The organism is Natrinema caseinilyticum (assembly GCF_024227435.1).
Taxonomy (GTDB): domain Archaea; phylum Halobacteriota; class Halobacteria; order Halobacteriales; family Natrialbaceae; genus Natrinema; species Natrinema caseinilyticum.
On sequence record NZ_CP100445.1, the window covers coordinates 3466786 to 3493695 of the forward strand.

The window sequence follows — 26910 nt, forward strand, 5'->3', positions numbered from 1 at the left end:
GGACCCGTTACTGGTAGTCGACCTCCCCTTCACCCTCGCCGACCCACGCTCCCCGGTCAGGTTCGCGGGACGCGAGCGGGTCGATGTCCTTGTACCACGGTACCGCTTTCAGCTGCTCTTTGTTGTAGACGAAATCGTGTTTCGTGTCCGCCGTGAACTCGAAGTTCTCCGTCAACAGGATGGCGTCGACGGGGCAAACTTCCTCGCACAACCGGCAGTAGATGCACTGTCCGATGTGGAGGTTGTACTGTTCGCCGTTTCGCTGTTCGTCCATGACGATCTGAATCGTGTCGTTCGGACAGACGTTCTCGCACTGGCGACACCAGATGCACCGCTCCTGACTGAACTTGTGGACGCCGCGGAACCGCGGCGACACGTCGGGTGCGGTCTCCGGATATTCCACCGTGAAGGTGGAGCCGTCCAGCGCGTGTTTCATCGTCGTTGCCATCGATTTGAGTATCCCGATCATGCTATCAGCCCCACGATTACCGCGGTCAGGACGAGATTGGCGAACGAGAGGACGAGAAGCCCCTTCCAGCCGATCTCGATCAGTTGGTCGATTCGAACCCGGGGTACCGCCGAGCGCAGCCACTGCGTCGCGAAGAACACCGCCCAGATTTTGACGAGGAACCAGACGATGCCCGGAAGGACGGGCCCGGCCGGACCGCCGAGGAAGATCGTCGCGATGATCGCACCGCCGAGAAAGATGTGGAGGAACTCTCCGAGGTAGATCAACACGAAGTAGACCGAGGAGTACTCGGTCTGGTAGCCCGCGACGATTTCGGTCGGTGCCTCCGGCGTATCGAAGGGGTTGCGGCCGACCTCCGCGAAGTTCGCGACGAGAAAGAGGATGAACGCAAAGGGATTGACCAGCGCGTACCACGTCGGAATGGAGACGCCGGCGATCTCCACCAGCGTCTCGTGCTGTACCGCGACGATCTCTCCCATCTGCAGCGTGCCGGCGAAGATGACGACCGACATCCCGGTGACGACCAGCGGGATCTCGTATGCGATGTTCTGTGCGACGGCGCGGAGTCCGCCGATCAGGGAGTACTTGTTCGCCGAGGCGTATCCGGCCATCACCAGGCCGATACTGGCGATACCCGACACCGCGAAGACGTACGCGAGCCCGACTTCGGGGTCCGCGAGTTGAATCTCGCTTCCCATCGGAATAACGGCGAAGCCGAGCAGCGCCGACGCTGCGACGATGATCGGCGCGATATCGTAGGCGGGCCGATCCGCGTTTTCGGGTACCACCAGCTCCTTCGAGAGGAGTCGGACGGCGTCGGCGACGATGATGCCGATTCCGGCCGGACCGAGTCGGTTGACCGCGATCCGGTCGGTGAATGCGGCGGTGATCTTGCGCTTGGCCCACGGCCCCGCGACGCCTGTCATCGCGAGCATCAGGGACCCGACGAACGCCGCCGCGAGGAACGTGGCCAGCAGTTCGCCGGCGAATCCGAACTGGTCGAGTCCCGTCAGGGTCCCGAGCCGCTCGGGGAGTAAGACTGTGTCCTGCAGCGGGACGGGCACCAGACCGGCCATACTAGCGGTCCACCTCCCCGAGGACGATATCGAGACTCCCCAGCGACGCGATCATGTCCGGAACGAATTCGCCCTCGGCCATTTCGGGAAGCGCCGAGAGGTTGTGGAAACAGGGACTGCGGATCTTGAACCGCCCCGGCTTGTCCGTCCCGTCGGACCGAATGTAGATGCCGAGTTCGCCCTTCGCGGCCTCGACGCTGCGGTAGGTTTCCGTGTCCGCATCCGGCTTCAGCGTCCGCGGGACGTTGCTCTGGACAGTCCGCTCGTCTTCCGGCCAGTCCGCGAGCAGATCGAGACACTGCTCGATTATCTTCGCGGACTCCTCGACTTCGCGCATCCGAACGAGAACGCGGCTGTAGTTGTCACAGCCGTCTTCCGTGACGACGTCCCACTCTAGGTTCTCGTAGTAGCCGTAGGGGTCGTCCCGACGGAGGTCGTAGTCGATGCCCGAACCCCGTGCGACCGGGCCGGTACAGCCGTACTGCTTGGCGACCTCGGGCTCTAAGATGCCCGTGTTGTGGGTTCGAATCTGGAATATCTCGTTTGCGGTCAGCAAGTCGTGGTACTCGTCGACCTTCGCGGGAAGCCCGTCGAGGAAGTCCCGCGTCTTTTCGACGAACTCCTCGCGAGGTTCGGGCAGGTCCCACGCGACGCCGCCGAGTCGGAAGTAGTTGAACATGAGCCGTTGGCCGGTCAGGTCCTCCAAAATGTCCTGGACGACCTCACGGTCGCGCATGCCGTACTGGAAGATGGCGGTGAAGTCGCCGTAAACGTCCAGTGCGAACGTGGCCAGCGCGAGCATGTGAGAGGCGATCCGACAGAGTTCGGCCCCCATCGTGCGGATGACCTGCGCGTAATCGGGGACCTCGATGTCGGCGAGATCCTCGATCGCGCGTGCGTACGCCCACTCGTTCAACAGACCGGCCGAGACGTAGTCCCAACGGTCCGGGTAGGGCATGATCTGGTGACGGTACGTTCCCTGCTGGCACATCTGCTCTTCGCACCGGTGGAGATAGCCGATGTCGGGGTCGACGTCCACCACCGTCTCGCCGTCGAGAACCGTCTCGATGTGGAGGACGCCGTGGGTCGCCGGATGGTGCGGGCCGATGTTCAGAAACATCGTATCCGACTCGTCGTCGTGGTGGTCCGGCTGGATCGGATTCGCGTGTTCGGTGAGGGTGACGATCTGTGGTTTCTCCTGGTCGTACCCCCGTGAAAGCGGGTGCCCCTGCCACGTTTCGGGCAAGAGGATTCGGCGCGGATCCGGGTGACCCTCGTAGTCGATGCCGACGAGGTCGAACGCCTCTCGCTCGTGCCAGTCTGCGGTTCGGAAGACCGGTTCGGCGGTCTCGCTGACCGGGTCGTCGGTCGTCGTCGGGACGACGACCGAGACCTCCTGGGTCGGATCGGCGTATTTCTTGAGGTGGTAGATCGACTCGTATCGGTCCGGGTACTCCTGGGCGGTCAGACAGGACAGGTGATCGAACCCGGCCTCGTCGCGGAGGTCGGTGAGAACGTCCTGTACGTCGTCCGGTCGGATAACGAACCCAGGGGCGTTCAGATGGTCGTCACGCGCGAGCGCACGGTCCCCGACCAGCGACTCGAGGTCGTCCTCCGTGACGTCTCTCGGCGGCCGTTGTGATCGCTCGAGTCCCGTGCTCATGGCGAATCAGCCCAGTTGTACCGCATGACGAGGTCGTCTTCGTCGATTTCGTCGGCGAGCTTCTGGACGAGTTCGTCCTTCGGCAGATCGCCGAACTCCTCTAGTTCGTACGGTTTGACGACGACGGGGGACGACTCGCCGTTGCGGATCCGCTCTTGAAGTTTCATGATGCCGTAGACGAGCGCCTCCGGCCGCGGCGGACAGCCGGGGACGTGGATGTCGATCGGGATGATCTCTTCGGCACCCTTGACGACGTTGTATCCCTCCTGGAAGGGGCCGCCGGAGATAGTACACGATCCCATGCCGACGACGAACTTGGGTTCGGGCATCTGGTCGTAGACCCGCTTCATCCGCGGGCCGAATTTCGAGACGATCGTTCCCGGCACGATCATCACGTCGGCCTGTCGGGGCGAGGCTCGGGGTACGCCGGCCCCGAAACGGTCGAGATCGTGCTTGATCGCGTACGTGTGCATCATCTCGATGCTGCAACACGCGATTCCGAATTGCAGCATGAACATCGAGTTGCCCCGGACCCAGTTCATGAACGTGTCGAACTTCGTGAGGATGAACGGGGTTGAGCCGAAGGCTTCCCGAAGCTTGGAGTTGAATCGGTCGTCGACCCCTTCTCCGATTCGCGAGTCCCGGGTGTCCGTTGACGGTGCGGTACTGCCGTGGATCGATTGGCGAGGTTGGTCGCTACTCATAGTCTTTCAGTCTCCAGTTGGCGGGGTGTCCGTGCCCACTGCACCGCGCCGTTGCGCCACGCCCACGCGAGGCCGACGAGCAGGATGGCGACGAACAACAACATCGGCCCGAGTGCGCGGATGAGCGGGATATCCGCAGCGAGCGCATCCCGATACACGACCGCCCACGGGAACAACAGGACGGTCTCGATATCGAAAACGACGAACAGAAGCGCAACCATGTAGTACTGGATGTTAAACCGGATGCGCGTCCCGCCGGTCGGAATTTCGCCACTCTCGTAGGTGGCACGTTTGCTCGTTTCGGGCACGGTGGGCCGCAGGAGGTACGATACCGCCATCATACTGAGCGGTATCAACATCCCGACGAGCGCCAGCGCCCCGATGGCGATCCAATCATTCATCTCGGTAACGTTCGAGGCTTCAAACCGCACACACATAAGGGTTGATTCTTCATTTTTCGGCAAATCACGGGCCGTGCGGCGATTTCAGCGGTGAACAACTCGTATGAATAATCGCCTTAAATTACGGATCGTTGTGTGGTCGACAACCGGGCCGGTAATATGGTATTATCGTCGGTCACGTTCGACCACTCCTCGGCGAGTGGACGGCTGTCCGAGTCGGGAATCTCGCTGCTATCGAATCGTAGTGGCTACGCTGTGATGCCGATCCGCGATACCGAACGTCTTCCCCCGAAAAGCCTCGAGCGGATCAGTCTCGGTCCCTGAACGAGGGCGTGCCGTGGTCGTGTAACTCTCGAGAAACCGTTCCGACGCCCTCTCGGAGGTCGTCGTGGTACCCGACCAGTCGCTCGCGAACCGTGTCGTGTCGCCGGGCGAGAATCTGAGCGGCCGAGAGCGCGGCGTTGAACGACTTGCCGGCGTCGACTGCGACGAGGGGCGCACCCGTGGGCATCCCGATGACGCTGTCGATCGATTTCTCCTGGACGGGAACGCCGATGACCGGTAACGGGTACGCGATCGACGCGGTCATGTTCGGCAGATCCGCGGACTTGCCGCCGGCCCCGGCGATGAGAACCTCGAGACCCCGATCTTCGGCGGTTTCGGCGTAAGCGGTCATTAAGTCGGGCGTGCGATGAGCGGAGGTCACGTAGGTTTCGAACGTGAACCGTTCGTCCGGTGGATTCCGGTAGTCCGTTTGCTCGGCGAAGCCGAGTTCGTCGACGAAGGCGTCGTACGCACCCCGGCGCTTCCCGCCGGTCATCATCGTCTCGAGGTCGGAGTCGCTTCCCATCACGATGCCCACGTCGGGGGTTTGACCGTCCGGACGGTCCAGGGCCGCTTCGTCGTGCAGTCGATCGATCAGATCGGAGACGCTGTCGGACATGGCCGTAGTTCCTCGGCCCGACCCTTTAATTTGCTCTGAACGTGACGCGCTCCTCGAGGTCCTGGGCGGTTTTCAGGAGGTCGTCGACGGACGCGTCCTCCTCGCGGCCCGAAAGCGTCACGTGTCCCATCTTCCGCAGGGGACGGGACTGATGCTTTCCGTACCAGTGGAGGCTCGCGCCGGGAGTCTCGAGAATCTGATCGACGTCTTCGAGTGCCGCGGGTCGGTCTTCGTCCACGTCGCTGAGCAGGTTCATCGTGACCGTCGGCGACCGGAGGTCCGTCGACCCGAGCGGCCAGCCGAGGACGGCGCGGACGTGCTGTTCGAACTGTGAACTCTGCGCGCCTTCGATCGTCCAGTGGCCGGAGTTGTGCGGCCGGGGTGCGATCTCGTTGAGCAGAATCTCTCCCTCCCCTCGCGGGCGCTGCCCGCTCGCGTCGTCCGAGGCGCGTGGCGCCTCGCGCGTTTCGAACAATTCGATCCCGTAGACGCCGCGGCCGTCCATCACCTCGAGTACGTCACGTGCGACCGCGTGAGCGCGCTCGGTGACGGCATCGGACGAGCGGGCGGGGACGATCGTCTCCCGGAGGATCTCCGCTTCGTGGACGTTCTCGCCGAGCGGGAACGTCGCGATCTCGTCGTCACCCTTGACTGCGATCACCGACACTTCGCGCGCGAAGTCGACGAACGACTCGACCATCGCGGGGCCGGCGACGGACTCGAGGGCGTCCGCTGCGTCGGCTTTCGATTCGACCGGGACGTTCCCGCGTCCGTCGTAGCCGCCGGTCCGAGCCTTGAGCATCACCGGCGCGCCGTAGTCGTCGATCGCGTCGCGAACGTCCGCTGCGTCTGTGACCTCGCGAAACGGTGGAACCGGTACGCCGGCGTCGCGCAACTGCCGTTTCTGGACGAGTTTATCGTGGATCGTCTGCAGCGTCGACGGCTTCGGGTGGACGGGGGTTCCGGTCTCCTCGCCGATCCGTTCCAACACGTCCTGATCCGCCAGTTCGATTTCGAACGTGAGGACGTCGGCGCGTCCGGCGAGGTCGCGAATTCCCGACTCGTCGTCGAATTCGGCGACGATCTGGTCGCGGGCGACCAGTGCCGCGGGACAGTCCGGAGTCGGATCGAGGACGACAACCTCGACGCCGAGCGGCGCGGCCGCCTCGGCGAGCATTCGTCCGAGTTGTCCCCCACCGACTACCCCGATGGTCGGTCCCGGCGTCCGTAGCGTCGTCATTGCGCGCTGGTTGACGGCCACCGCGCTTAAGAATTCTCAAATAGACCGCCGGAGAGTCGTTCGCGTGGTGGCCGGCGGAACGCGTATTCGTCCGTCGGCGGCGGACCGTCCGATCGCCTCTGGATCGTGGTTTCTCCCTCGAGCGCCGATCTGTGCCGGCCTCTTCGAACGTGTTCCGACGCGCATCCAGGCCGTCTCCGATCGGCGGCCGTTCTTCGTATAAAAGTCTTCAGGAAGAATACCTCCCTCGGAAAGTGAGTGGTATTACATATCCGGATTGCACCACATTGTCACGGGTATGGAAAGCGACATTTCGCGTCGTGGGCTCCTTGGCGGGGGAAGCATGGGTCTGCTCGGTTCGCTCGCCGGTTGTCTCGCGACCGGCAGAGGACAAACGGAAACCGTGACGGAAACGTACGAAATCGACGCTCTCGAGTCGCTCTCGCTCGCCGCCGAGAACGGCTCCGTTACCGTCGAGGGGAATCGGGGGGACGTAATCGAGGTTCGCGGTCACAAAGCCGCCCCCACCGAAGAGTCCCTCGAGTCCCTGGAGATCGGATCGACCCAGAACGACGGCCATCTAACGGTCGAAACGCGGTGGGAGAATACGCCGTTCCTGTTCGGTCCCGATCCCAAACTGGATCTCGAGGTGACGGTTCCAGACGGAATCCGACTGGCAGGCGCGGAGACGACCAACGGCGACGTCGAAGTTCGCGACGTGAGAGGCGAACTGGTCGCCGACACGACGAACGGTCGAATCGACGTCGAGGGCGTCGACGGGCCGCTGGTCGCCGATACGACGAACGGATCGGTCCACGCGGCAGGCGTCAGCGGTGACCTGCGCGCGGAGACGACGAACGGAAACGTCGACGTTTCCCTCCTCGCAGATGGCGGCGATCTGAACGCCGAGAGCACCAACGGAAACATTTCGGTCGAAGCGCCCGCGTCGCTCGACGCGTCCCTGAGCGCCGAGACGACGAACGGCGATATTTCGATCGACGGATTCGGGAACGCGGACGTCTCGAGTCGGGGATCGGTCGAAGTGACACTCGGCGACGGAACGAGGCGGATTCGTCTCGACACCACCAACGGCGAGATATCGATTCGAAGCGTCGAAGATACGTAGCCCCGCGCTGACGTCGATAGAGCGCACCGATAGTTCGACACTCGGGGGTCCCGCCAACCGACACTCGAGGGTTCTATTCTATTAAGCTACGCGCGGGCACGAGTACGTGCGCCGTGCGTGTCGTGCATCGTTCATCGACTCGCCACCGCGCGGTGACCGGAGAACGGTACCTCTTTTACCTGCCCACACCACCGCTCGCCTATGACCACGCTCGGACTGGTGGTCGCGGAGTTCAACCGGCCGATCACCGAGCAGATGGAACGAGACGCACTCGAGGCGGCCACCGCCGCCGGCGCCGAGGTGTACGAGACGGTTCACGTCCCTGGGGTCTACGACGCGCCGCTGGCGGCCGACCGACTCGCTCGCCTCGACGACGTCGACGCCGTCGCGGTCGTCGGCACCGTCATCACCGGTGATACGGATCACGACCAGGTGATCACCGACGCCACGGCACAGCGCCTCTCCGACGTGAGTCTCGAGCGCGACACGCCCGTGACGCTCGGTGTGACGGGTCCCGGCATGTCCGCCGCGGAAGCGCGCGAACGCGTCGAGAACGCGGCGAAAGCCGTCGACGGCGCGCTCGACCTCGTTGCCGAACTTCCAGACCCCGGTCTCGATACCGATACCGATACCGATACCGATTCACAATGACGATGGAATTCACCGACCGCGTTAGCCGAGTCGAACCGTCCGCAACCCTCGCCATCTCCGCGCTCGCCACCGAACTCGAGGCGGAAGGCGCCGACGTCGTCGACCTGAGCGTCGGCGAGCCCGACTTTCCCACGCCCGAGAATATCGTCCAGGCGGGCAAGGACGCGATGGACGCCGGCCACACGGGGTATACGACCTCCGCCGGGATCCTCGAGTTGCGCGAGGCGATCGCCGACAAATTGGCCGACGACGGCTTAGATTACGGCCCGGAGAACGTCATCGTCACGCCCGGCGCGAAGCAGGCGCTGTACGAAATCGTGCAGGCGCTCATCCAGGACGGCGACGAGGTCGTCCTCCTCGACCCCGCGTGGGTCTCCTACGAGGCGATGGTCAAAATGGCCGGCGGCGACCTCTCGAGGGTCGACCTCTCACCTTCCGACTTCCAACTCGAGCCCGCGCTCGACGACCTCGCGGCCGCCGTCTCCGACGAGACCGAACTGCTGATCGTCAACTCCCCGTCGAACCCGACGGGCGCGGTCTACTCCGACGCCGCGCTCGAGGGCGTCCGTGACCTGGCCGTCGAACACGACATCACCGTCATCTCGGACGAAATCTACAAGGAGATCACCTACGGGGTCGAACCGACGAGCCTCGGCACGCTCGAGGGAATGGCAGACCGCACCGTCACCGTCAACGGCTTTTCGAAAGCCTACTCGATGACCGGCTGGCGACTCGGCTACTTCGCCGGCCCCGAAGCGCTGGTCGATCAGGCGGGGAAACTCCACAGCCACTCCGTCTCGTCCGCCGTCAACTTCGTCCAGCACGCCGGCCTCGAGGCGCTCGAGACGGAGACGGCGGTCGCGGAAATGGTCGACGCGTTCGAACAGCGCCGCGACCTCGTCGTCGATTTGCTCTCCGACCACGGCGTCGACGTCGCCGTCCCCGAGGGTGCGTTCTACATGATGCTTCCCGTCGACGACGACGATCAGGCCTGGTGCGAGGGCGCGATCGAGGACGCTCACGTCGCCACCGTTCCCGGCAGCGCGTTCGGAACGCCCGGATACGCTCGCATTTCGTATGCAGCGAGCGAAGAACGGCTCGAGGAAGGGCTCGAACGGCTCGCCGACGAAGGATACCTGTAGTCGGGTTCACCGGTTACCGATTTGTGACACCGGTACCGCCATTTGCGCCGATTCGGCTCCCGGCCTGTCGGTTTCCGTGTGATCGCCCTCGAGCCGCTGCTGTGATCGCGGTCGGCCTCGAGTTTATATAGGAATGCGGGACCAACTCGGTCATGGACTGCCCGACGTGCGGGAAATCGCTGGCGTGCCGGCGAGGAATGCGTCAGCACCATACGAAAGTTCACGGCGAGCCCCTTCCGAATCGGACCTGTTGCGGCTGTGGGATCGATTTCTACGATCCGAAGGCTCGACGAGAGTACTGCGATGATTGTAACCCGAACGGGGGAGAAAACAACGGTAACTGGAAGGACGCGACGGAAACGTCGAAGTGTCGTTCCTGCGGGTCGACGTTTTCGTTCTACCCCTCCTCGAAGGACGGTGTCTACTGCGCGGACTGCGTCGAGGCGGCTGACGGGTTGCTTCCCGACAATCCATCGACGAAGGGAGAACGCGTGACGGTCGGCTGCCGATCGTGTGGCAGTGATCTCGAGGTTCGTCCGGCGCGACTCGACGAGCAGAAACGAGGGTTCTTTTGCGACCTCGAGTGTTACGGCGAGTGGCTGTCGGAGAACGTCGTCGGTCCGGACCACCATCAGTGGGAGGGTGGGCCGATCGAATACGGGCGAACCTGGTGGCGTATCAGACGGCGGGCCCTCGAGCGGGATCGGTACGAATGTCAACACTGCGGAAAAGGGAGAGCGGAACTCGAGCGTAATCCCGATGTGCATCATTTGCAGCCCGTTCGCTCGTTCGAAAATCCGGAGGACGCACACACGATGACCAACGTCGTTTCCCTCTGTCGGAGCTGTCACCGCCGCGCAGAGGATGGCAGGATAAGCGTCTCACACGGCATCGAAAAGTAACACTATTGTGTGCCCGTTTCGTACCCGACAAATGCGTCCCGTGATAGCGAGCAGTTCGACAACTGCGCGGAATACGGGATGGCACAGACCGAGAGAAGTCCCGTGGTGTAGTGGCCAATCATCTGAGCCTTTGGACGTGCCCGGTTCAGTCCGTCACGGAAGTAAGCTCAGGACGGCAGTTCGAATCTGCCCGGGACTATTGGTAATATTGTTACACTTTCCGCTCGCCGCCGCGTACGGTAAATCGGTTCAGTTGTAAGCTACCGACCACTTTCCGCTAGAATGGACGGTGTTCATGCCGATATCCGACTCGAGAACGGCGACGTCTCCATGGCTCCTGTCAGAAAACTGACCGACGGCGAAAAGTTCTCAAGTGGTTCGGTTCAACACCTTTTGCGTGGCAAAAAGAACCTACTTCGGTACGGACCCGTCAGCGCTATGGCGCCGAGATGTTCTCGTCGCGGTATCGGGAAGCGCCGGTTCGCTCGCGGGATGTTCGAACGATAGTTCGGATCACCCGGTCGCTCACTCTGGATACGGAACGATGTACGGGCAGGGGTACGGAACCGAGTAAGTATGGCAGACCAGACCCCCCGACTCGGACTGGGTACGTACGAACAGGGCGACGAATGGGATCACACCGACACGGTGGAGGCGGTCGACGAACACGCGATCGTCCACGGACCGATCGCCGAGCGCCCGGCGTCGGGCGACTACGACGACGAACTGTACCACGCGACCGATCAGGGGATCACCTGGCGCTGGGACGCCTCGAGCGACGATTGGACCTATTTTAGCGGTCAGGGATGTCCGGGCCACCCGGTGCCCGAAACGAGCTACTTCGAAGCGGTGCAGTCCGTCCACGCGCGGACCGAGCGAACGCCGGTGTGGAACGTCGAAGCCCACGGGATCGAGGGTGACGGAACGACCGACGTCGGTCAGGCTGTACACGACCTCCTCGAGACGGTCGATCGGGCCGGCGGGGGGATCGTATACTTCCCGCCCGGCAGGTATTTGCTCGAACGGACGCCGCTGGTGGGTGACGATACGATTCTGATGGGCGCAGGCCGATCGACGGTCTTCGAAGGGCCGCGTCCCGCCGGTGACGAAGGCCGGGCCCTGTTTTCCAACAGGGGCTACGATGCGACGGAATACGATGGCGCATCGAACTGGGGGATCTGCAACGTCCGCATAGACGCGCCGAAGGCAACCGGGATCATGCCCGCACACGCGGAAAACGTCCGGTTGGAACACATCTACGGCGACCGAATCTATTACCATCACGTCGACATCGTCTCGTGCAAGAACGTCGTCGTAAACGGGTTCTTTGCGACTCGCGGCGGAGAGGGCGATTCGGACGCGCCGGTGCAGTTCGACAGTCAACGATCCGGGACGGGCTGGAATAGCGTGTGGGACGGCAGTCGTGACGCGCTCGTCGAAGACGACGATACCCCCACCAGAAATTGCACGCTCACGAACTTCGAAATCGATCCGGTGAACGGCCCCGAACACGGCGTTCACCTCCATCGAGGCAGGAACGAATCGATCACGATCGAAGACGGATTCATCTCCGGGTGTCGGTATACGGCCATCAGGGCGGACCCCGACGAAGAAGTCGCAGATCTGACTATCGACGGCGTCTCGTGCATCGAAAACGCGAGAGGGATCACGCTCGGCCAGATGAAGCGCGACAGGCGAGAATTGACGATCAACAACGTAACGATCAGAACCGACGACGACGGGATGGCCGCTGGATCGGGGTTGTACGCGAGCGGATTCGACGGCGCTTCGGTCTCGAACGTTTCCGTCGACGGACCGTTCACGAACTCGGTCATCTTCGACGACATGGAGGACCTGAAAATGAGTTCCATCTCGGCGACGGGAGCGGATCATCAGGCATTTCGGTTCCGAGAACACGTCGATGCGACCCTCACCACCGCCCGTGCAGCGGACTGCGGCACGGTCGGCATCTACTCTGGTCCCGGCAGTAGCGTCGCCTACGGCGGCGTCACCTTCGACGACGTGGGGACCACGGTAGAAGTCGATGGCGAGATTCGAGAGTGGACCTCGTCCTGAGATCCGTTCACGACTCCGGCAGGGGGTCGGGTCGACACCCGCACAGACCCCGGTGATGGAATTTCCGGCCGCGTGATTCGGCCCGAGTGCCACCCGACGCTTCCGACGGAAACGGCTGCACGAGCCACGAGTGACCGACGGTGGTTCATCGCTGCGTTGGCCGCCGGCCGCTCACTCGACAGTGCCGTCGGAGATATGCCATTTTGGCTCTCCCTCGCGGGGAAATTGCAACCGGTACCCGTCTCCAGACATGACGGACAGTTATGCCGCTATTCCGGTCAGCGAAACGACCTTTTGACGGCGGGTGGGCCGAGCGCCCTCGCCAACCGCGGTGGCTCTCGGGACCGACACACTGGTGGGTGGTGACTCACCACGAGCCCCCGCCGTGTTCGATCACGGTCGATAGCGTTGCAATCGTCGATCGCATCGTCCGCCACGACTCGTGTACTCCTGACCGAGGGGGCTGCCTCGAGCGCGGTTTTCTTCGTGAGACGGAACTACTCCATCGCAATTCCCGTCCGAATTTTGTGTTCTCGAATCTGTCCGAGTAGCGGTATTCAGGCCTTTGTGACGGATTTAACGAATAGATAATGAAGTGTTCTTTCTCCCTCTCTGGGTCTAGATACGTGGAGCAACGAACGATACCGCTGCTGCAATCTCTCGGCAGCGGTCGAGCGGGAATACTAGCTGTAAACGAATACCAATGAAACGATGACTCGGACGTTTCGCCGTGAAGAAGCTGCATCGACTGGGAGTAACACGAGCGAATCGAGCGAACTGGACACGCTTCTCATCGGAATCGATGCGGGGTGTTTGCCGGTCTTCGAGCGGTTGTTCGACGCCGGTCGGATTTCGACCATCGAACGGATATGTTCCGAGGGAGTCGCGGCTCCGCTCGAGTCACAGATTCCACCGTGGACGCCGAGCGCCTGGCCGTCGATTTACACCGGGGTCAACCCCGGGAAACACGGCGTGGTCGGCTTCGTCGGCTACGACGGCTACGACTGGCACGTCACGAGCAACGACGACGTCCACGAACATCCGATCTGGACGTTGTTGGAACATCACGACCGCTCGAGCGTCGTCGTCAACGCACCGGTCACGCATCCGCCCGACGAGTTCGACGGGGCGATGTTACCCGGATTCCTCGGGCCCGAGGATCCGGCGTGTCACCCCGACGGACTGCTGGACGACGTTCGCGACGCGATCGGCGAGTATCGCGTCTACCCGAAATATACCCGGGACGACGACTCGTTGCCTGACGACGAGAAGATCGAGGAGTACCAAAATCTGGTTCGGATGCGGGGTGAGGCGTTTCGCTATCTCGCCGATCGGTTCGAGCCCGATTTCGGATTCGTCCAGTTCCAGAAAACGGATACGGTCTTCCACGAGTTCGAGGGAAACGAAGACTACGTCGACCGTGTTTACGAAGCGACAGATGCACAGATCGAGGCAATTCTCGAATCGTTCGATCCGAACCGTGTTTTCCTCGTGAGCGACCACGGGATGGGCCCCTACGATGGCTACGAGTTCCGGATCAACGAGTTCCTTCGCGACGAGGGGTATCTCGAGACGACGACCGGCGGCAAGGGAATGCCGTCGTGGACGCCAATGCGCAGACGCCTCAGGGAAGGCGAAGAGGTCGAAACGTGGGAACCCGGACGGTTCGCACGGGTCCTCTCCGTCGCCGCACGATTCGGAATCACCGCGAGTCGAATCAGAGCCGCCCTCGAGCGGGTGGGTATGGCCGACCTCGCGACGGCGTACGCACCGGGTGGCGTCACTCGGACTGCGAACGAGCAGGTCGACTTCGCCGCGTCGGAGGCTTACGTTCGCGCGCGAACCGAACTCGGCGTCCGCATAAACCTCGAGGGGCGGGATCCCGACGGCGTCGTCAGACAGGACGCGTACGAACAGCTCCGCGAGGATCTCATTCGCCGGCTCCAGGCCGTCGAAACGCCTGACGGTGAACCGTTTTTCGAGACCGTCGCGCCGCGCGAGCAGTACTTTCACGGCGACGAAATCGACCAGACAGTCGACATCGTTACGATCCCGGCCGATTTCGATCACGTGCTCTCGGAGCAGCTCGTCGACGGCGAATTCTTCGGCCCGGCAGAGCCCTGGAATCACAAACTCGACGGCGTCTTCGCGGCAATGGGTGACGGAATCGACGAAAGTGCACCGCTCGAACGAGCGCATCTCTTCGACGTTGCGCCGACAGTCATGGCAGCGATGGGAATCCCGTACAGTGATCGGATGGACGGAAGCGTCGTTCCCGTCGTCGATCCGGTCGACCCGACTGCCTATCCGGCGTACGACGATCGCGACGAGGAGCGACGCCCGGAAACGGATGAGGCGGTGACCGACAGGTTGGCCGATCTAGGGTACATGAATTGAGCGGACGAATTTGCCGGACCGTTCGGGTTAGTACAACCGACGCTTATCCGCGCTATAAGTATAGAATCCCGACGCTGCAGTACGATACCAACACTGATGGGATTTATCGCAGAAATCCACCTCGCTCACGATGAACTGCCGTTGGCGTCGACGATAGAACGTCAGTCGAGCGTGACGCTCAGACACGAGTACGAGACGACGACAGACGACCGGCGTATCCAGTTTGTCTCCGCCTTCGACGACGAGTACGGCGCCATTGAGGAGACGCTGGCGGCCGATCCGACCGTGTCGGATCTGGACCGCGTCGCCACGTTCGAGAATCGGGCAATCTATCGCGTCGTCGTCGACACGGATCTACAGATCGTTCCGGATCGATGTGCCGAGTACGGGTTGTTCGTGTTTACGGTAACGAGTGCCGACGGTGGTTGGGTTGTCAGGGCACACCTTCCGGACCGCGACGCATTGACCGCGTTCCGGGAGTGGTGTCGCGACCGCAACGTTTCGTTCCGTGTGAATCAGCTGTACGATTCCTCGGTATCGGACGATCGGACCTACTTTTTGACCGAACGCCAACACGAGATACTTACAATCGCGTACTATGCGGGGTACTTCGAAGTTCCCCGAGGCGTCACGCAGGACACGCTCGCCGACCGACTCGATATTTCGGATTCGGCGGTTTCCCAGCGGCTTCGACGCGCCATTTCAGAACTGATCACCGCGACACTCGAGAACAAATGTACGCCGGCCGAATTCGGCTGATGCCGGTCGTCGTGGGTGGGTCGTTTCTCGACGCGGTAACCGCGATGTCGACCGGTCGGTTACGGTCACCGAACCGGAACGTATCGCGGCCTTCTTGCCGACGGCGTGGAGCCGGGACGTTTCCACACCGTTTCCAATCAGAATCGGGTCACTTTCGTCAATTGCTCCTGTCATGATCGTGGTGCCGAATCTCAGACTTAAAGGCTTGCTATCCGAAGACAAAGATACTGGTCCCATTCATTATTCATACTAAAACGACCTTCAATGTCGGAACGAAGTGGTATGCAGCGCTCGAACGAAGACGATTCTGGCCGTTCTAACGCGACGGACAGGGGTGACGGTCGGAAAGACTTCGACGAATTGACATCAAAAACACAATCGAGACGAACGGTCTTGAGGGGGACCGCGGCGGCGTGTGCTGCCGGAGTCGGATTGACGTCGACCGCCAGTGCGTCGTCGGACTCGTACGAACAGTACTACGACGACTATCGGACGGTCGTCGACGTCACAGACGTCGGAGCGGACAACAGTGGCAACGAGTCGATTACGCCGGTTCTCGAAGAACTTCGGGACGACGACACCCTGCTCGTGTTTCCAGAGGGCCGATACTACATGGACGAGCAGTTTCGATTCACCGGTTTCGATAACTTCGGCCTCGTCGGTCAGAACGCGACGCTCGTCCCGGCGAACTATTGGAACTTTTCAGGACCGCAGTATCGATTATTCCGCCTGGGCATTTCGTATCGGCCGGGGAATCACATTCGATTCGAGGGGTTCGATATCGACCAGACCGCTCCGAACACCGGTATCAGAGTGATCGAAGCGTTCGCTGCCAACCGGCTCGAGGTGCGCGACATAACGGTTTACGGCCAGCACGACTCCGGTACCTGGGGTCCGGGACGGTTCAACATCACTGAAGCCGACGGGACGGGTATCGTCGATCAGTTCTGGGTACCGGATGGCGCCGCCTGGATCAACGATACGCCGACCGCTGGCGAGCGCTGGCGCGGCCCAACCGGTTTCGTATCGAACATGAACAAGGGAACGCTCCAGTACAAACACTGCTGGCTCGACGGGTTCCCGGACAATGGGCTTTATGCGACGAGCAAAAACGGCACGGTCATCGTTCATGGGGGGCTGTACAAGAACTGCAACGGTGCGAACGTCCGTGTCGGTGGCCAAAACAGCCAGATTCGGTGGCCAACCGTCGAAATCGATTCGATGCGACCCGAAGACCGGTCACAGCGCGGCATCCGGCTCGAGGACGGGCACGGCTTCAAAATTCACGGTGCGGCGGTCACGAATACCGTTCCGGAACCGACGAGCCACGCTATTTCGGTGATGAACACCTGCCAAAGCGCGAGGATCGAAAGAACTCAAATCGACGTCCGAGGCCCGGATGTTAACCACGGGATCGTCCTCTCTCCGGAATGCGGGGAAACAGCCCTCGTCGACACGACGATCGATCACCAAACCGCGGGCGGTCATGCGATCTGGATTATGGATACCGACAGCACCGATCGAGTAATTGGTGAATATCTGACGATTACGGGAGAAGCAGGCGACGCCAGTGGTTTCCGTGATGCGATTCGGTGCGAACGGGACAACTGTCGCTTCAACAAGATCGAAGTCGATCAAACCGGCCGGAACGGTGCGAACCGGAACGCCATCGTCAACAGAGGGAGCGATCTGACTGTCTACAAGAGTGATTTGCGGGCCGACCGATATCCGTACATCGACATCGGCTCCAACGCACTCGTTCTCGATTCTGAACTGGCATCGTCGGGAGACCGCGAGGCCGTTTGCCTCTACTCGTCCTCGGAGAACCCGTCCTTCAAGCAGAACCACCTCGTCAACGGAATCCGGGATTACGGTGCGAGCTATGTGACGGCGTGGTCGAACGACTACAGCTAGCCGTACTATCAATCACTCGAGAACACCACTCCGATCCGACTGCCGCGAATTACTCCTGCTGGCTGTTTAACCCCTGTATAATAACCCCCCGTTGTCGCCACATGGTCAGTACAGTGAGTCCGTCGGATGGAGAGCGAATGTCGACAACGGAGGCTGTCAGCTGGCTGGCCGAGCGTTTCAGGGTAAAACTATGAACAGAAGTCTCGCAAGCGGCGTCTTTTCCGTCGTTAGTTCGAAAATAGTCGTCCTCGTCGTCACTGCACTCTCAACGCCGTTGTTGTACCGATTTCTCGGTGCAGCTGCCTTCGGTGAATATGCATTTTTGCTCTCCGTCTTCGCGATCTACATGATCTTCATCAGTTCCGGGATTACCGACGGCGTACGGAAGTTCCTGGCCGAAGACCGCGGGGTGGCCAACTGGAGCGAGTACGTCGTGGGGTTTTACTTCCGATTGGCGGTTCTCCTTTCCGTTATCGGTGCACTCTTACTGGTCGTCGCGACCTGGACCGGACTCGTCTCCAGTGCGTTCGGAGCCGATCTCACCGTCTATTTCTACGTCCTCGCTGCGCTCGTCATTTCCGCTCAGTTCCGTGACTACGCTCGGAAGACGCTCATGGGCTTTGGTCTCGAGCGGTATTCGGAGCCGCTGAAGATCCTGGACAAAGTCGGCTTCGTCGTTATCGCGATTCCACTGGTCTACGTCGGAGTCGGGGTGATGGGGGCTCTCGCGGGTCATCTGATCGCGAGTTTGCTCGTCTCTCTGGTCGGACTTGCACTCATTCATCGACAGGTTTCGTTGTCGTGCGTGTTCTCCAGTCCGCCGGAGCGATTTCCTCGAAAACAGATGCTGACGTTCAATTCGATGAGCATCGCGCTGATTTTCCTGATGATGTCGCTCTATCACATCGACATCATGATGCTCCACCGGTTTCGAGAGAGTTCGGCCGTCGGGAACTACAAGGCGGCGCTGACGCTCGCGGAGTTTCTCTGGTTCGTTCCGATGGCGATTCAGACTGTGTTCGTCCACTCCACGTCGGAACTGTGGTCCCAAAACCGGCTGCGCGAGATTTCCGACCTGGCCTCACGGACGACGCGCTATACGTTTCTGATAACGGCCGTCATGGCCGTCGGACTCGCGGCGCTTGCCGACGTTGCCGTGCCGATGTACTTCGGTCCCGAAGCCCGTCCGGCGATCACGCCACTCCTGTTATTGCTTCCAGGTGCGCTCGGCTTCGCGCTCGCACGACCGATCCTGGCGGTTTCGCAAGGAGAGGGGACGCTCCGGTATCCTGTCGCGGCCACTGGCGGAGCGGCAGTGATCAACTTCGTACTCAACGTCGTCCTCATACCTCCTTTCGGAATGGAGGGTGCAGCCGTTGCGACCAGCATCGGCTACGGCTCGATGTTCTTTTTCCATTGCTGGAGCGCTCGTCACGTCGGTTTCAACCCGCTCGCGGACGCTCGCCTCACTCGATCCGTGCTGACCACGGTACTCGCGGCCGCTCCGATCGTCGCCCTCTCTGCGGCGATTTCGAATCGGTGGGTCGCTCTCGCGGTCGTTCCACCCACCGGATTAGCGATTTTCGTCGCGTTCGCGTTGCTCGTCGGCGCGCTGGATCCGGCCGAGCCCTTCGAGGTACTGTCAGCATTCCCGGATCCGATCGGAACGAAGGCCGATACGATCTACGGGTGGCTCGTCGGCGACGACCGTAACGAACCGACCCGAAACTGGTTACAGAGTCTGCTGTTCGTCGCCGGACTGTCGCTGCTACTTTCTGGACTCGCTTTCGGTATTCTGGATCCGGGTATACAAACTGTCACTCCGTGACCGGGTCCCGTTTCGTGTCCCGGGAACTGTTCACGGAGTTTGCAACATTTCTCTTTCAGCCGGTTCGTGACGGGACGATCAGCTCGCGTACTGGAGCCGGGAGAATAGGCCGAACGGTGGAACAGACCGCTACGAACGCCGTTCCTTCGATAGCGCTTCGCGGTCGATGGAACCGCATTTCGAAGCACTGCCGGCACACGTTACGATTCTAGCAACTCGGTTGCCGTTACGACTTCGACGTTCTTTCCGTTAATGTACTCGAGGATGCTTTCGAATCCGCTCGCGGTGATACCCTTCTCACTATTGATGTAATCGAACTGTAAGACTGCGAGTTGGCCGTACTCGGCAGCGTAATCGACGTAAGTCTTCGTCACCTCGCCGGCAGCACCCGAGAAGAATCCGAGATTGTACGGGTCGGTAAGCGGTAACGCGTTCGGGCTGCCTCCGAACCGAAACGCCTGCTCGTGGTACTGCTCGACGAGATCACGGGCGGTCGAGCTGAGTACGTTCCGCGGTGTGATGAAGTGCCTCGCGCCGTCCTCGAAGCCGAGCTCCTCGAGATGTCGCTTGGTTCGTTCGATCATCCCTTTTTGCATATCGGGGTCGAACTCGTGAAGGAATTTCGAGCCGGTACGCGGTCGGGCCGCTATATCCCACCCCGCGTCTTTCATCTCTTCGAGTCTGTCGATGGTGAGTCTGCCGTCTTCACCGATAGCCTCGGGGATCACCGCTTCGACACCCGCGTAGTCGTAGGACTTCATAATGTCGAGGGCCTCGGTATAGTGGCTCTCGAGTATCCCGTCGAACAGGAGCATCACTTTTCCAGTCTCCGGACGGTCGACGGCTCGGAGGTCGTCGACCTGACAGTCGATCGGACCGGACATCTCACCGCGTCTACGAGCGGATATTCGAATCTGACGAACGTCCGATAAGTCGGGCTGAGTTTCGATTCGTCCAGTGCCGAAGTCGACTCGTACCCATCGGTCTTTCGGTCCAATGAGCGTCCGTTGTAGCACATGGGCGTTTTGTGAGTTCGGAGCGAACAACTCGAGCGTGAGGCGGAGTTGCTTGCGACCGGTGAATTTGACGGCCAGCGAGAAGTTCTTTCCGCTCAAATCTGTCCCGTCGGGAATACTCCTGTATATGGCCGCTGCTTCGGTTCCTTCACTCGCCGTAAGGTGGGCCGATTGCGACCCGGCGTACGGATCGTCTGTTCCCGCCTCGAGTTTGCCGCTGTCGATCAGGGCGGACCATCCGTCGAGGGACTCGAACTCCTCGACCGATTCTCCGGGTAGGTCTGGCTCGTTAGTGTCGGACTGGTTGGTGTCTTCGTCCTTTTCTTTTGGAGAATTATTTTTTCCACGCCACTTGTCTAACTGTGACAGACAGCCGGCCAGGCCGAGCGTTCCAGTCGCTGCAACAGTCGTCACGATCGATCGTCGGTTTCGATTCGTCATCGACCGCGTCAATGAACTGTTTGGCTTTTCTTATATAGTCATTAGTAGACCCGTTCTGTCGGATTCCGTCGATCGCTGCTTCTCCGGAAAGCCGTTCGTTTGGCAACCGCTATCTGGACTGTTCGCCACGGACGTTTCCGTTCGTCTCAGTGCGCCGATTCCGGATCGAGCCACCCATTTATCCACGTGATAATAATCCGATCACGCGGGGTATTGCCGAGAAATGACTCGCGTCAGTGTTGTTATACCGACATACAATAGAGCGGCCAAGCTCCCGAACGCCATCGACAGCGCGCTGGAGCAGACGATCGACGACCTCGAGGTGATCGTCGTCGACGACGGATCGACGGACGACACCGAGTCCGTGTTAGCTAGATACGATGACCAGCGTGTTCGACCGGTGGTTCACGCCACCAATCAGGGTGCCAACGTCGCACGAAACACGGGAATCGACCATGCGCGCGGAGAATACATCGCTTTCCTCGACTCGGACGACAGTTGGCATCCCCAGAAACTCGAGCGCCAACTCGCATCCCTCGAGGACCGCTCGAGCGATTGGGTCGGCGTCTACTGCGATATAGCGTTCGAACTCTCGGGCACGAACGGTTGGCTTCGAGGTGTCGCCGCGTCGATTTTCGCCCGCGCGGACGAAGTGCCTACTCAAGAGGGCGATGAGGAACTTATCGGAGAGATTCTCGCCGGTAACGTTCATCCGTGTGCGGGTTCGACACTGCTCGTGCGGACCGAGGTCGCCAGGGAGGTCGACGGCTTCGACGAAACGCTCGATCGATTTCAGGATCCGGAATTCTGTCTGCGGCTTCTCAAGCAGGGGAAGCTCGCGTACGTCGATGACCCTCTCGTCCGCTGTGAAGAGACCGGCCATCCGTCTGCGGACGTGATCGCAAACGCGAGCGAGGAATACCTGTCGATGTACGAAGACGATGTCGATCGGTTCGAGGACGAGGGTTACGAGATTCGCTCGACTCACGCGCTAATCCTCGCAAAGCGGTATTTTGCGGAGGGCAGATTTCTTCGAGGAGCATTGCATCTCCGAAACGCGACAGTGTCACCACGAACCTACCCCGGCGTCTGCTGGGTTGCCGGTGTCGGCGTTCGGCGCCGGCCGCTTCCGGTCGTCGTGACACTGGCCGTGTTGCTGGTCGCGACATCGTTCGGGAAGCGCGCGCTTTCTTCGTGAGTTGCGGCCTTCTACCGACTGTTTCTGATTTGGGACGTTCTGGGACCACGAATTTTAATTTCAGACACCAATCCATCTTTGAAACAGTACTGTTTCTTCAGTTTATCATATCTGTATTAAAACGGATCCCTATCTATGAATCGGACGGATGAGACCCGAATCACTTCCAGACACACTCCCACGGCGATCAGTATTGGCTAAGACAGGCGGATGTGTGCTCGCAAGCGCAACCATCACCGGTGCCGCTAACGCAGCAGACCAGCTCGACTCGGGGGGTGTCTCTCAAGAGTCGTTCCCCATTCGTGAAGGAACGTCCGAAGAGACGACTGTATACGTTACCACTGCGGATGCCGACGGGCCAACCGCCTTCGTCATCGGCGGAATGCACGGGAATGAAGTCGCTGGTTACACGGCTGCCGGGAAGGTTTCTAACTGGGCGATCGAGGCTGGCACACTCGTCACGATTCCCGAAGCCAATGCTGTCGCTATCGAACGGGGTACCCGGAACGATCAGGACGGAAACAATCTCAACCGGGTGTTCCCAGAGTGGTCTACGCCCGAAACGAAACTCGGACGAGCTATCTGGAACGTCGTTAGCAAGTACCAACCCGATGTCGTCATCGACCTCCACGAGTCGATTGGAATTTACGGTGGCAACGCATCGAACGGCGTTGGACAGGCGATTTTCACCGGCGACGGTACCAACGAGGCTACTCAAGTGACGGACTTCGTCAATCGGAACTACGTCGACGACCCAGATCTCGCGTTCCAGGTCGGTGGGTTTTCCTCCCCGGATGCCAGGCCGCAAGATCTACTGGTCCACAAGGCCGCCCGTGATCTGGGAGCCGACGCGTTCCTCGCAGAGACTTACTCCGGCGTCGCACTCGAGCAACGTGTCCAGTGGCACACGGCGATCGTCGAGCGACTCCTCAGAGACGAGGTATCCCCGAACGGGATAATTTCCGAATCCGAACCGAGCATCGAATCGCAGTCCCAACCCCAACCAACTAAGACGGCGGGCGACGAGAGCGGATCGGACAGCGTCAAACCGACCGCAAAGATCACCACTCTGCCGACCTGGACCTCCGTTTCATCCCTCGACAAGGGTCAGACGATCACACTCGACGCCTCCCAGTCGAACGCTCCTCCCAGCGGCATCGACTGCTACGAGTGGAAGATTGGTCCCGACGGAACCTTCGAGAAAGCCGGCGCGAAGGTCGATGTGACGGTCGAGGGTGCCAACTATCCGGTCACCGTGCGTGTCCGCGGTAACAACGGAACGTCTGACACGGACGAAGTCACGCTCTCGACCGGCTGTTGACATGTTGCCCTCGGGTCCCTGCTCGTCCAGTCGCGGCGCCAGCGGATGGTGCGGTTACCTCCTCAGTCACGACCGAGTGTGTCCCTCACTTCTATACCGACGTTCGCTTTCGTGCTTTCGTTTGATTCGGTAACAACGATTTGTAACGAGAACGAGACCCACACACCTGTGGGGGAATAGGATCGGAATTAACGACGAACGCGAGGACTCAGCGGCCGCTTGCCCGCAGTTTCCAGAGGTCGTCGAACGTGATTACTTCGATGTCGGTGTCGTTGATATATTTGAGTAGCGACTCGTAATCGTCCGCGGACATCGTGTTGTTGGCATCGAACCGATGGAAGTTGAGAATCGTACACTGGTTGTGTTGAGACGCTAGATCGACGCATTGTTTCGAAATCTCGAGGTCGTTCCCGATCGTTCGCGGCAACACGAGCGGATCGAATCCGTAGACGTTCGTCGTATTGACGTTGCCAGCCTGATTGAAGCCGCCACTGTAATGGTAGTTCGTCGCTTGTTTGAGGCTCGTCTTGTCGAAGCTGTTGTGCGGATGGACGATGTAGTTCGCCCCTTCTATTTCGTTCTGGATGAACCACTCTTTGTCTTTTTTGAGCCGTTCCGCGATCACTTCTTTGTCTTCGAGTTCGTGAATGGGGCTGTGCGTACCGTGAACGACGATCTGGTCGCCCTTGTCCTGGCGTTCCTGGAGTTGCGAGAGCGACATGTATCCCCCTCCAGCCTGTTCGACCCGCCTCGGAATCACTGCCTGAACCGTCGAGAAGCCGTACTCGTCGTGAAGCGGTGCGGCCGTCTCGTAATAGTCGGTCCATCCGTCGTCCCAGCTCAGCATGACGTACCCCGTATCTGCTGTTTCGTGTGTGCGCAGGTCGTCGATCCAGACCTCCGCTTGCGGCTTCGAATGGAGCACCCGAATCTCGAGTCGATCGAGGTAATCTAACGACGGTTTGACCGAAGATTGTGTGAAGACGCCGGGACTCGATCTGAACCAGCCGGCGTCGGGCGTCCGGTACGAGATATTCCGCAGGGAGTACACTTTCTGGTTGCCGAACTGGTCGATGATCCGCATGTTGACCGTGATCTGCATCGGCGTCGTCGTCCGTATCGCGAGCGAGAGGTCCGTATCCGTCAGGTCTTCGTCCTGAAGACTCCTTTCGACGGTGATATTCTCGTTTCCGTTCGACTGGAGTTTGAGGCTCTGATCACCGTCGAACACGATATCCGAATCCGCTTCGCCCGTCCCGCGAACGACGGTCCAGTCGTCGAGATTGCTGAAGTTGTCGAGTGACTCTCCCGGTTGGCCGAACTTTTCTCGGCTGTTGAATTTGGTTTCGAGCGGTGGAACCCCGTCCACGAGTCCGGGGACGGACGAGTCGTCGGTTGAATCCGACTCGTCGTCCTTATCGTTGTCGTTATCGCTATCTTTCGACATGGGATTGAACCGCTCCGCACAGCCCGCCATCCCCACAATTCCCGTCGCACCCGACAGTGCGAGAAACCGCCTTCGTGTCGCACGTTTTTGATCCATTGGCGAGCCGAAATTACCGACACCGATCCCATTATTATAGATCCAATAGTCCCCTGCCTCGATCGCTCAGGTCGGCTTGTAGCGGCCGCTTTGGCCCTTAAGAATAGCATAGTTATTGAAAACTCGGTCGAGGGTCCACCGAAGAGACGTACGTGAGCAAACTCGGTCTGGTGTTCGGTCGGGTCGGCCGGTTCGGTCGGTATCCGGTTGCCCCATCCGCGACCGTACGTCGTCTGTGTGGTGATCTCAGATGATGAACAGGGAACTCTTCGGCGTATTTGGCGGGAGCGAGACGTTCGAGCGGTTCAGATCTAGTGACGAATTCGACGAGGTACTCTACGGATCGACGGTGACGGTCGGAATCAGGGATCCGGATCTCGGAACCCCCGGGTGGAGCGCCACATATACCGGTGAGGAGGGGTGTTGTCTCATCTGGGGAGAGGTATATGTTCCCCACGATGATCAGAATGCCGCGCGATGGCTTCTGGAAGAATACGAGACGGACGGAACCGATGCGCTCGCGGGACTCAATGGGTCGTATCTGGCCGTCGTGGATTCGGAGCAAAGTGGCGGAGCATTCGTCGCAACTGATCCGGTTCGCTCCCGGGAATGTTTCTATACCGATGATGCGGGCGCTCGAGTCTTCGGAACGGACTCCGCAGCGGTCGGTCGGGTGCTCTCGGATCCGATGCTTCATCGGGACAGCCTCCTGGAGTTCCTCCATCTGGGAGTGACCCTCGGTGAGAAAACGGCGTTCACTGATCTGTGTCGATTACCGATAGATAGTCTCCTCACGCCAAAATCTGTCGTCTCTCTGGATCGGTTCGTCTACCGTCCACGACAATTCGACGTCGTAGACGAACTCGCTGATCGACTCGAGCGCGCCCTCCGACGACGAGCCTCGCTACCCGGACGGAAGGGATTGTTACTTTCTGCGGGCTACGACTCGCGAATCATCCTCTCGGAAGTAACCGACATCGAGCACAGTTACACAGTTGGAACCCCGACAGCGGCGGAGGTGCGTGCTGCAAAACGACTGGCGTCACAGTACGATGCGATTCACACCGCCTTCCAACCCGACGAGCGGTATATCCGCCCCGATGATTCGAAAACCAGGTACACACACGGGATCAAAGAATCGCTGCATATCCACCACGCCGGATATACGGACGAGATTCAGGTCGACACGATGTACCACGGTCTTCTTTTCGACACGTTCTTTCGCGGCCACTTCACCGCTGAGAACACCGTTGACGTCTTCGGTAAACGCGTCCCAACCGGCCGCCTCGAATCCAACCCGAACCCCGTGGAAACGCTGCTCGAGAAGTTTGGATACAATCGCGAGGTCAGTCTCGAACTCGCCGAGATGCTGTCTTTCGATGTCGATCCTGAAACGTTCGTCAGGGAAACCATCGCAAGGGAACTCGAAACGGTACGGGACCGTGTCGATTCGACGCAGAACGCCATCTCTTGCTGTGGCATCGCGAACCAGCCGTCGGTCCCGTTTCACGCCCACCTGTCAGATAACTTCCTTACGCCGTTTTTGGCGACTGATCGCGAACTGATCGATTGGCACCTCCGGACACCTCCGGAACGCCGAACGACGGACACCTTTCTTCAGGCGTGCGAGCGGATCGACCCCCACATCTTGCGACATCGACCACCGGATCGGCCGTACGATGCGACGCTGCTCAACGAGGTGGAAGGATTCGTTCGCCGTAAAACGCCGTTTCTCGCGTCGTTCGAACCGCCCTGGCCCAATCGTGAGCTGCTCTTCGAGCGCCACGACCTCGATCGCCGACTGTTGGCAGATTTCGAGCACGTCCATACGCTCCCCGCCAGACACAAGCTTAGGATTACAGATATCCGCGGATGGCTCGAGTGGTGGTCACAATCGCAAATGCGGTCGCTTCCATGGTTGCGTCCACCGGATTCGTCGGTGGTATAGTCTCGTGTAGTCTCACGTTCTATTGCTGCTCCTCCCCCACATTTCTATACGGTAATGGAGACTCTCTCGGAGACCAAATCACGGGCTAAAACCGCTCTAACAACCATTTATTTCGTTCTCGATAATCGAACCGTGAAAATACTTATGTACCA

The 26910-nt window shown here is 60.3% G+C and carries 21 protein-coding genes and 1 tRNA gene; 13 read left to right on the top strand and 9 right to left on the bottom strand.

Annotated features, from left to right (window positions below; translation table 11 throughout):
- Window positions 1-7: 7 nt before the first annotated feature.
- The 7 genes from NJT13_RS17130 to NJT13_RS17160 all read right to left on the bottom strand — a co-directional run bounded on the left by NJT13_RS17130 (window position 8) and on the right by NJT13_RS17160 (window position 6496).
- Complete coding sequence (locus NJT13_RS17130; RefSeq protein ID WP_254522901.1) at window positions 8-469, bottom strand: NuoI/complex I 23 kDa subunit family protein; 462 nt, start codon at window positions 467-469, stop codon at window positions 8-10.
- Window positions 466-1545, bottom strand: coding sequence for a complex I subunit 1/NuoH family protein (locus tag NJT13_RS17135; protein WP_254522903.1), 1080 nt, complete (start codon window positions 1543-1545; stop codon window positions 466-468). The genes NJT13_RS17130 and NJT13_RS17135 overlap by 4 nt, the downstream gene beginning before the upstream one ends.
- Window position 1546: 1 nt before the next feature.
- A complete protein-coding gene (locus NJT13_RS17140; protein WP_254522904.1) occupies window positions 1547-3208 on the bottom strand; it encodes an NADH-quinone oxidoreductase subunit D in 1662 nt (553 codons plus the stop codon).
- The gene (locus NJT13_RS17145) at window positions 3205-3912 is read right to left on the bottom strand and encodes an NADH-quinone oxidoreductase subunit B (protein ID WP_254522906.1); all 708 of its coding nucleotides are present in this window, start codon (window positions 3910-3912) and stop codon (window positions 3205-3207) included. Before NJT13_RS17145 ends, NJT13_RS17140 begins: the two co-directional genes overlap by 4 nt.
- Window positions 3909-4313, bottom strand: coding sequence for an NADH-quinone oxidoreductase subunit A (locus tag NJT13_RS17150; RefSeq protein ID WP_254522908.1), 405 nt, complete (start codon window positions 4311-4313; stop codon window positions 3909-3911). Before NJT13_RS17150 ends, NJT13_RS17145 begins: the two co-directional genes overlap by 4 nt.
- Window positions 4314-4620: 307 nt before the next feature.
- Entirely contained in the window at window positions 4621-5256 is a 636-nt protein-coding gene (locus tag NJT13_RS17155) for an AIR carboxylase family protein (protein ID WP_254522909.1), read from the bottom strand.
- A 25-nt stretch (window positions 5257-5281) separates the two neighbouring features.
- On the bottom strand, window positions 5282-6496 hold the full coding sequence (locus tag NJT13_RS17160) for a 5-(carboxyamino)imidazole ribonucleotide synthase (protein ID WP_254522910.1): 1215 nt from the start codon (window positions 6494-6496) through the stop codon (window positions 5282-5284).
- A 298-nt stretch (window positions 6497-6794) separates the two neighbouring features.
- Here NJT13_RS17160 and NJT13_RS17165 point away from each other — a divergent pair, with 298 nt between their 5' ends.
- From NJT13_RS17165 to NJT13_RS17210, 10 genes are all read left to right on the top strand, one after another.
- Entirely contained in the window at window positions 6795-7622 is an 828-nt protein-coding gene (locus NJT13_RS17165) for a DUF4097 family beta strand repeat-containing protein (RefSeq protein WP_254522912.1), read from the top strand.
- A gap of 201 nt (window positions 7623-7823) precedes the next feature.
- Window positions 7824-8273, top strand: a complete 450-nt coding sequence (ribH, locus tag NJT13_RS17170) for a 6,7-dimethyl-8-ribityllumazine synthase (RefSeq protein WP_254522914.1) — start codon at window positions 7824-7826, stop codon at window positions 8271-8273.
- Window positions 8270-9415, top strand: a complete 1146-nt coding sequence (locus NJT13_RS17175) for a pyridoxal phosphate-dependent aminotransferase (protein ID WP_254522916.1) — start codon at window positions 8270-8272, stop codon at window positions 9413-9415. Before ribH ends, NJT13_RS17175 begins: the two co-directional genes overlap by 4 nt.
- A gap of 152 nt (window positions 9416-9567) precedes the next feature.
- The gene (locus NJT13_RS17180; RefSeq protein ID WP_254522917.1) at window positions 9568-10317 is read left to right on the top strand and encodes an HNH endonuclease; all 750 of its coding nucleotides are present in this window, start codon (window positions 9568-9570) and stop codon (window positions 10315-10317) included.
- Window positions 10318-10413: 96 nt separating this feature from the next.
- Window positions 10414-10516 (top strand) — tRNA-Gln (locus NJT13_RS17185).
- Between the two features lie 377 nt (window positions 10517-10893).
- The gene (locus tag NJT13_RS17190) at window positions 10894-12393 is read left to right on the top strand and encodes a glycoside hydrolase family 55 protein (RefSeq protein WP_254522920.1); all 1500 of its coding nucleotides are present in this window, start codon (window positions 10894-10896) and stop codon (window positions 12391-12393) included.
- 711 nt (window positions 12394-13104) lie between these two features.
- Window positions 13105-14790 (top strand): alkaline phosphatase family protein, encoded by a 1686-nt coding sequence (locus NJT13_RS17195; protein WP_254522923.1) that lies wholly within the window; start codon window positions 13105-13107, stop codon window positions 14788-14790.
- 96 nt (window positions 14791-14886) lie between these two features.
- A complete protein-coding gene (locus NJT13_RS17200) occupies window positions 14887-15549 on the top strand; it encodes a helix-turn-helix domain-containing protein (protein WP_254522926.1) in 663 nt (220 codons plus the stop codon).
- Window positions 15550-15813: 264 nt separating this feature from the next.
- Window positions 15814-17463: a right-handed parallel beta-helix repeat-containing protein gene (locus NJT13_RS17205; RefSeq protein ID WP_425499766.1), complete on the top strand. Its 1650-nt coding sequence runs from the start codon at window positions 15814-15816 to the stop codon at window positions 17461-17463.
- Between the two features lie 190 nt (window positions 17464-17653).
- Complete coding sequence (locus tag NJT13_RS17210; protein WP_254522930.1) at window positions 17654-19291, top strand: flippase; 1638 nt, start codon at window positions 17654-17656, stop codon at window positions 19289-19291.
- Window positions 19292-19491: 200 nt separating this feature from the next.
- Here NJT13_RS17210 and NJT13_RS17215 read toward each other — a convergent pair whose 3' ends face one another.
- Window positions 19492-20748: a polysaccharide deacetylase family protein gene (locus NJT13_RS17215; RefSeq protein ID WP_254522931.1), complete on the bottom strand. Its 1257-nt coding sequence runs from the start codon at window positions 20746-20748 to the stop codon at window positions 19492-19494.
- A 223-nt stretch (window positions 20749-20971) separates the two neighbouring features.
- Between NJT13_RS17215 and NJT13_RS17220 the strand changes: the two genes are divergently transcribed.
- On the top strand, window positions 20972-21946 hold the full coding sequence (locus NJT13_RS17220; RefSeq protein ID WP_254522932.1) for a glycosyltransferase family 2 protein: 975 nt from the start codon (window positions 20972-20974) through the stop codon (window positions 21944-21946).
- A gap of 148 nt (window positions 21947-22094) precedes the next feature.
- Window positions 22095-23267 (top strand): succinylglutamate desuccinylase/aspartoacylase domain-containing protein, encoded by a 1173-nt coding sequence (locus NJT13_RS17225; RefSeq protein WP_256549403.1) that lies wholly within the window; start codon window positions 22095-22097, stop codon window positions 23265-23267.
- Window positions 23268-23475: 208 nt separating this feature from the next.
- Here NJT13_RS17225 and NJT13_RS17230 read toward each other — a convergent pair whose 3' ends face one another.
- The gene (locus tag NJT13_RS17230; RefSeq protein WP_254522935.1) at window positions 23476-24810 is read right to left on the bottom strand and encodes a polysaccharide deacetylase family protein; all 1335 of its coding nucleotides are present in this window, start codon (window positions 24808-24810) and stop codon (window positions 23476-23478) included.
- A 253-nt stretch (window positions 24811-25063) separates the two neighbouring features.
- On the opposite strand from NJT13_RS17230, the gene NJT13_RS17235 reads away from it, so the two are divergent.
- Window positions 25064-26758: an asparagine synthetase B family protein gene (locus tag NJT13_RS17235; RefSeq protein ID WP_254525479.1), complete on the top strand. Its 1695-nt coding sequence runs from the start codon at window positions 25064-25066 to the stop codon at window positions 26756-26758.
- Window positions 26759-26910: the final 152 nt, after the last annotated feature.